Below are 5,978 nucleotides of genomic sequence, written 5' to 3'. Positions count from 1 at the left end.
AAGGTGTTGACGAAACGAAAAAGCCGGCTATGATGGGCGGCTCGCTACACGGAAAGATGCTTCGGCAGATTGAGGTGCAGCGGCGGCAACTTCCTCTTCACGAGGGGTTGACGAAGATGAAAAGCCTGCTAATATGGTCGGCTCGCTTCGCAGAAAACCTTCGGGTCGAAACGAAGCAGCGTCAACCACCTCGAAATGAGGTGTTGACGGCAAGAAAAAGTCCGCTATAATGGGCGGCTCGCTTCGACGGAAACGACGAAGCTGACGGGAACGGCGCTGAGGCCACTTCCCAATGTTCTTTGACAGTGTGCGCAGGTAATTTGTGCGGACGCCTGCAGGAAGGATGATTGTCCATCTTGCAGACGTTTAATCAAAAAGCAACATATTAATTGCTTTGCAAGCGATAAGTTGTCAGTGGTTGAACTTCTGCAGCTAAAGTATTTGTCTTCGGACATGTAATTTTAAGTGAAGAGTTTGATCCTGGCTCAGAGTGAACGCTGGCGGCAGGCCTAACACATGCAAGTCGAACGGCAGCACAGTAAGAGCTTGCTCTTATGGGTGGCGAGTGGCGGACGGGTGAGGAATACATCGGAATCTACTCTTTCGTGGGGGATAACGTAGGGAAACTTACGCTAATACCGCATACGACCTACGGGTGAAAGCGGAGGACCTTCGGGCTTCGCGCGATTGAATGAGCCGATGTCGGATTAGCTAGTTGGCGGGGTAAAGGCCCACCAAGGCGACGATCCGTAGCTGGTCTGAGAGGATGATCAGCCACACTGGAACTGAGACACGGTCCAGACTCCTACGGGAGGCAGCAGTGGGGAATATTGGACAATGGGCGCAAGCCTGATCCAGCCATGCCGCGTGGGTGAAGAAGGCCTTCGGGTTGTAAAGCCCTTTTGTTGGGAAAGAAAAGCAGTCGGTTAATACCCGATTGTTCTGACGGTACCCAAAGAATAAGCACCGGCTAACTTCGTGCCAGCAGCCGCGGTAATACGAAGGGTGCAAGCGTTACTCGGAATTACTGGGCGTAAAGCGTGCGTAGGTGGTGGTTTAAGTCTGTTGTGAAAGCCCTGGGCTCAACCTGGGAATTGCAGTGGATACTGGGTCACTAGAGTGTGGTAGAGGGTAGCGGAATTCCCGGTGTAGCAGTGAAATGCGTAGAGATCGGGAGGAACATCCGTGGCGAAGGCGGCTACCTGGACCAACACTGACACTGAGGCACGAAAGCGTGGGGAGCAAACAGGATTAGATACCCTGGTAGTCCACGCCCTAAACGATGCGAACTGGATGTTGGGTGCAATTTGGCACGCAGTATCGAAGCTAACGCGTTAAGTTCGCCGCCTGGGGAGTACGGTCGCAAGACTGAAACTCAAAGGAATTGACGGGGGCCCGCACAAGCGGTGGAGTATGTGGTTTAATTCGATGCAACGCGAAGAACCTTACCTGGTCTTGACATCCACGGAACTTTCCAGAGATGGATTGGTGCCTTCGGGAACCGTGAGACAGGTGCTGCATGGCTGTCGTCAGCTCGTGTCGTGAGATGTTGGGTTAAGTCCCGCAACGAGCGCAACCCTTGTCCTTAGTTGCCAGCACGTAATGGTGGGAACTCTAAGGAGACCGCCGGTGACAAACCGGAGGAAGGTGGGGATGACGTCAAGTCATCATGGCCCTTACGACCAGGGCTACACACGTACTACAATGGTAGGGACAGAGGGCTGCAAACCCGCGAGGGTAAGCCAATCCCAGAAACCCTATCTCAGTCCGGATTGGAGTCTGCAACTCGACTCCATGAAGTCGGAATCGCTAGTAATCGCAGATCAGCATTGCTGCGGTGAATACGTTCCCGGGCCTTGTACACACCGCCCGTCACACCATGGGAGTTTGTTGCACCAGAAGCAGGTAGCTTAACCTTCGGGAGGGCGCTTGCCACGGTGTGGCCGATGACTGGGGTGAAGTCGTAACAAGGTAGCCGTATCGGAAGGTGCGGCTGGATCACCTCCTTTTGAGCATGACGTCATTGTTCCTGTCGGGCGTCCTCACAAATTACCTGCATTCAGAGATTCATACCGGCACAGGTCGGTATGCGAAGTCCCTTTTGGGGCCTTAGCTCAGCTGGGAGAGCACCTGCTTTGCAAGCAGGGGGTCGTCGGTTCGATCCCGACAGGCTCCACCATATTGAGTGAAAAGACTTCGGGTCTGTAGCTCAGGTGGTTAGAGCGCACCCCTGATAAGGGTGAGGTCGGTAGTTCGAGTCTACCCAGACCCACCACTCTGAATGTAGTGCACACTTAAGAATTTATATGGATCAGCGTTGAGGCTGATACATGTTCTTTTATAACTTGTGACGTAGCGAGCGTTTGAGATATCTATCTAAACGTGTCGTTGAGGCTAAGGCGGGGACTTCGAGTCCCTAAATAATTGAGTCGTATGTTCGCGTTGGTGGCTTTGTACCCCACACAACACGGCATGTGACCCCGAGGCAACTTGGGGTTATATGGTCAAGCGAATAAGCGCACACGGTGGATGCCTAGGCGGTCAGAGGCGATGAAGGACGTGGTAGCCTGCGAAAAGTGTCGGGGAGCTGGCAACAAGCTTTGATCCGGCAATGTCCGAATGGGGAAACCCACTGCTTCGGCAGTATCCTGCAGTGAATTCATAGCTGCTGGAAGCGAACCCGGTGAACTGAAATATCTAAGTAACCGGAGGAAAAGAAATCAACCGAGATTCCCTAAGTAGTGACGAGCGAACGGGGAGCAGCCCTTAAGCTGGAATGGCTTTAGAAAAACAATCTGGAAAGATTGGCCATAGAAGGTGATAGCCCTGTATTTAAAAGGGCCACTCCAGTGAAGACGAGTAGGGCGGGGCACGTGAAACCCTGTCTGAATATGGGGGGACCATCCTCCAAGGCTAAATACTCCTGACCGACCGATAGTGAACCAGTACCGTGAGGGAAAGGCGAAAAGAACCCCGGAGAGGGGAGTGAAATAGATCCTGAAACCGTGTGCGTACAAGCAGTAGGAGCTCGCAAGAGTGACTGCGTACCTTTTGTATAATGGGTCAGCGACTTACTGTTCGTGGCAAGCTTAACCGTATAGGGGAGGCGAAGGGAAACCGAGTCTGATAAGGGCGCATAGTCGCGGGCAGTAGACCCGAAACCGGGTGATCTAGTCATGGCCAGGGTGAAGGTGCCGTAACAGGTACTGGAGGCCCGAACCCACGTCTGTTGCAAAAGACGGGGATGAGCTGTGATTAGGAGTGAAAAGCTAATCGAACCCGGAGATAGCTGGTTCTCCTCGAAAGCTATTTAGGTAGCGCCTCGGACGAATACTACTGGGGGTAGAGCACTGTTATGGCTAGGGGGTCATCGCGACTTACCAAACCATTGCAAACTCCGAATACCAGTACGTACTATCCGGGAGACACACGGCGGGTGCTAACGTCCGTCGTGAAAAGGGAAACAACCCAGACCCACAGCTAAGGTCCCAAATTCACTGCTAAGTGGAAAACGATGTGGAAAGGCATAGACAGCCAGGAGGTTGGCTTAGAAGCAGCCACCCTTTAAAGAAAGCGTAATAGCTCACTGGTCGAGTCGGTCTGCGCGGAAGATTTAACGGGGCTAAGCAGTGAACCGAAGCTTGGGGTGCATAAAACTTGTTTTATGCGCGGTAGAGGAGCGTTCCGTAAGCCTGCGAAGGTGGATTGAGAAGTCTGCTGGAGGTATCGGAAGTGCGAATGCTGACATGAGTAACGATAATGCGGGTGAAAAGCCCGCACGCCGAAAGCCCAAGGTTTCCTTGCGCAACGTTAATCGACGCAGGGTTAGTCGGTCCCTAAGGCGAGGGCGAAAGCCGTAGTCGATGGGAAGCAGGTTAATATTCCTGCACCTCGCGTGAGTGCGATGGAGGGACGGAGAAGGTTAGGTGTACCGGGCGTTGGTTGTCCCGGGGAAAGGCGGTAGGTTTGGATCTTTGGCAAATCCGGGATCCTTTAAGACCGAGCACCGAGACGAGCCTTTATGGCAAAGTCACTGATACCACGCTTCCAGGAAAAGCTCCTAAGCTTCAGCTCACGAAGACCGTACCGTAAACCGACACAGGTGGGTAGGATGAGAATTCTCAGGCGCTTGAGAGAACTCGGGTGAAGGAACTAGGCAACATGGCACCGTAACTTCGGGAGAAGGTGCACCCTTTTTGGTGGCTCATGCGAGCTATAGCTGAAGAGGGTCGCAGAAACCAGGCCGCTGCGACTGTTTATCAAAAACACAGCACTCTGCAAACACGAAAGTGGACGTATAGGGTGTGACGCCTGCCCGGTGCTGGAAGGTTAATTGATGGGGTCAGCCGCAAGGCGAAGCTCTTGATCGAAGCCCCAGTAAACGGCGGCCGTAACTATAACGGTCCTAAGGTAGCGAAATTCCTTGTCGGGTAAGTTCCGACCTGCACGAATGGCGTAACGACAGCGGCGCTGTCTCCACCCGAGACTCAGTGAAATTGAAATCGCTGTGAAGATGCAGCGTTCCCGTGGCAAGACGGAAAGACCCCGTGAACCTTTACTATAGCTTTACACTGAACGTTGAGTTCGTCTGTGTAGGATAGGTGGGAGGCTATGAAACTGTGGCGCTAGCTGCAGTGGAGCCATCCTTGAAATACCACCCTGTCGTGCTTGACGTTCTAACCTAGATCCGTTATCCGGATCAGGGACCGTGTATGGTGGGTAGTTTGACTGGGGCGGTCTCCTCCTAAAGAGTAACGGAGGAGCACGAAGGTACGCTCAGCGCGGTCGGACATCGCGCACTGTGTGCAAAGGCATAAGCGTGCTTGACTGCAAGATCGACGGATCAAGCAGGTACGAAAGTAGGTCTTAGTGATCCGGTGGTTCTGTATGGAAGGGCCATCGCTCAACGGATAAAAGGTACTCCGGGGATAACAGGCTGATACCGCCCAAGAGTTCATATCGACGGCGGTGTTTGGCACCTCGATGTCGGCTCATCACATCCTGGGGCTGTAGTCGGTCCCAAGGGTATGGCTGTTCGCCATTTAAAGTGGTACGCGAGCTGGGTTCAGAACGTCGTGAGACAGTTCGGTCCCTATCTGCCATGGGCGTTGGAAGTTTGAGAGGGGCTGCTCCTAGTACGAGAGGACCGGAGTGGACGAACCTCTGGTGTTCCGGTTGTCACGCCAGTGGCATTGCCGGGTAGCTATGTTCGGAAGCGATAACCGCTGAAAGCATCTAAGCGGGAAGCGCGCCTCAAGATGAGACTTCCCGGGGCACAAGCCCCCTAAAGGAACCATATAGACTATGTGGTTGATAGGTCAGGTGTGTAAGTACAGCAATGTATTGAGCTAACTGATACTAATGATCCGTGCGGCTTGACCATATAACCTCAAGTTGCCTTGGTCCCAACGAACGTTGGTAGATCATCAAACGCAAGCTACGTCACAAGTTAACTATGCGAGACTGGGCGCCTTAATCCGTTTCTTGGATGGCGACGCTCCAACCGTCTCCCTGGTGAAATTAGCGCTGTGGAACCACCCGATCCCATCCCGAACTCGGAAGTGAAACGCAGCTGCGCCGATGGTAGTGTGGCTCAAGCCATGCGAGAGTAGGTCATCGCCAGGGGCTTTACCCGAAACCCTCAGTCCATCAGGACTGAGGGTTTCTTTTTGTCCAAAATCCGCAACGTAACCGCCAAAAACACTGCGCAAGGACGCACGCTGACCAGCGCATCCGCATCCGCATCCGCATCCGCATCCGCATCCGCACCGCATCCGCAGGCTCAATGCTCAGGCTGAGCGCGATACCGATGCCAGGACACGCGCTCGGCGCTTGCGCTGAAGCAGGACGCGCTAGCAAGGCCGAAAGGTCTGAATGTCACCGCAGAACCCGGACCGGCAAGGCGCACTCTAAGCATGGCCCCAGTACCAAGACGCGCGCTTGACGCTGAGGGCCCACTCACTGGTACTGCAGCGGCA

1 protein-coding gene, 2 tRNA genes and 3 rRNA genes are annotated in these 5,978 nt (G+C 53.8%); all 6 read left to right on the top strand.

Annotated elements, in window-relative coordinates:
• Nucleotides 1-230: hypothetical protein (locus tag EO174_RS23090; RefSeq protein WP_206515098.1), on the top strand; the 230-nt coding region annotated here is incomplete at its 5' end.
• Between the two features lie 232 nt (nt 231-462).
• Nucleotides 463-2,009, top strand: a 16S ribosomal RNA gene (locus tag EO174_RS21230).
• Between the two features lie 94 nt (nt 2,010-2,103).
• A tRNA-Ala gene (locus tag EO174_RS21225) sits at nt 2,104-2,179 on the top strand.
• Nucleotides 2,180-2,198: 19 nt separating this feature from the next.
• Nucleotides 2,199-2,275 (top strand) — tRNA-Ile (locus EO174_RS21220).
• Between the two features lie 227 nt (nt 2,276-2,502).
• Nucleotides 2,503-5,383, top strand: a 23S ribosomal RNA gene (locus EO174_RS21215).
• Nucleotides 5,384-5,510: 127 nt separating this feature from the next.
• Nucleotides 5,511-5,625 (top strand): 5S ribosomal RNA (gene rrf, locus EO174_RS21210).
• Together the 16S, 23S and 5S rRNA genes with 2 tRNA genes alongside form the textbook arrangement of a ribosomal RNA operon.
• Nucleotides 5,626-5,978 lie beyond the last annotated feature (353 nt).

Source organism: Xanthomonas sp. BRIP62418 (assembly GCF_003993495.1).
Classification (GTDB): domain Bacteria; phylum Pseudomonadota; class Gammaproteobacteria; order Xanthomonadales; family Xanthomonadaceae; genus Xanthomonas; species Xanthomonas euroxanthea.
This window is presented reverse-complemented; position numbering and strand designations above follow the sequence as displayed.